We start from the raw sequence: 1,268 nt of genomic DNA, 5'->3' as shown, positions 1-1,268 counted from the left end.
GGCATCCTGCAGGCCGATGCCTATAGTGGCTACGATGCGCTGTACCGCGACGGCACGATCATCGAGGCAGCGTGCTGGGCCCATGTGCGGCGCAAGTTCTACGACCTGTACGAACTGGAGCGTTCGCCGGTGGCACAGGAGGCACTCAACCGTATCGCGGCCCTGTATGCCGTCGAGCGCGAGGTGCGCGGCCGCAAGCCGGAGGTCCGGCAGTCGGTGCGCATGACGCGGGCATTGCCGCTCGCAGGTGCGCTGAAGGACTGGCTCGAACATACGCTCGCGCAGGTCTCGGTGAAGTCGGGCCTCGGAAAGGCGATCCGGTATGCGCTGGGGAACTGGCCTGCGCTGGTGCGCTACTGTGAAGACGCACGCATCGAGATAGATAACAACACCGCGGAGCGATCAATCAGGCCGCTGGTTCTCGGCAGGCGCAACTATCTGTTCGCTGGTTCTGACGGCGGTGGACAGAGTGCGGCGGTCATCTACAGCCTGATCGGCACGGCACGCCTGAACGGTATCGAACCGTATGCGTATCTGCGTACGGTGTTCGAGCGGATTGCCGATCATCCCATCAACGGGATTGACGAGTTGCTGCCGTGGCATTTGATGCCGGTGAAGCAACCGGTCCAGCAGGCTGCGTGACAATGACATTGACTCGCAAACCCGCGTTACGCGCGGTCAACTCACCGGCACCGGTCTACCAGCTGCACATCGAGCTGAAGTATCTGAAGCCGGCGGTCTGGAGGCGGGTGCTGGTCCCTGGCTCCATCAAGCTGCCGAAGCTGCATGTCGTGCTGCTGTGGGCGATGGGCTGGGATGGCGGCCATCTGCACGAATTCGTGTTCGGCGACATCAACTACGGGGTGCCCGATCCGGACTTCCCGGGTGACCCGCCGATGCTCAACGAAGCACGGGTGACCTTGGGAAAGGCACTCGGTGCGCTGAAGTCATTCACTTATATCTACGACTACGGTGACAACTGGCAGCATCGTGTGAAGCTCGAGAAGGTCCTGCCGCCTGATCCCGGGTTGCGCTCGCCCATCTGCCTGGACGGCCGCAATGCCTGTCCGCCGGAAGATGTTGGCGGCGTCCCCGGCTACGTCGAGTTCCTCGACGCGATCATCGATCCCGCTCATGAAGAACACCAACAGTTGCTCGACTGGTGCGGCGGTAGCTTCGATCCCGCTGCCTTTGACCTTCAGGGCGTCAACGAACGCCTCTTCGAGATCAAATTCTGATCGTCAAGACGGCCGACAAATGTCGCTTAC

General features: G+C 61.8%; 2 protein-coding genes. Both read left to right on the top strand.

Going from position 1 to position 1,268, the window contains the following annotated elements:
• Positions 1–642, top strand: a 642-nt coding sequence (tnpC, locus tag HV796_RS42530; RefSeq protein ID WP_175233589.1) for an IS66 family transposase, incomplete at its 5' end; no start/stop codon positions are given.
• 2 nt (positions 643–644) lie between these two features.
• Positions 645–1,238, top strand: a complete 594-nt coding sequence (locus HV796_RS42525; RefSeq protein WP_175233590.1) for a plasmid pRiA4b ORF-3 family protein — start codon at positions 645–647, stop codon at positions 1,236–1,238.
• Positions 1,239–1,268 lie beyond the last annotated feature (30 nt).

This window comes from Paraburkholderia humisilvae (assembly GCF_902859855.1).
Lineage (GTDB): Bacteria > Pseudomonadota > Gammaproteobacteria > Burkholderiales > Burkholderiaceae > Paraburkholderia > Paraburkholderia humisilvae.
Note: the sequence above shows the minus strand (reverse complement) of the source record. Positions and strands in the feature narration are given on the sequence as shown.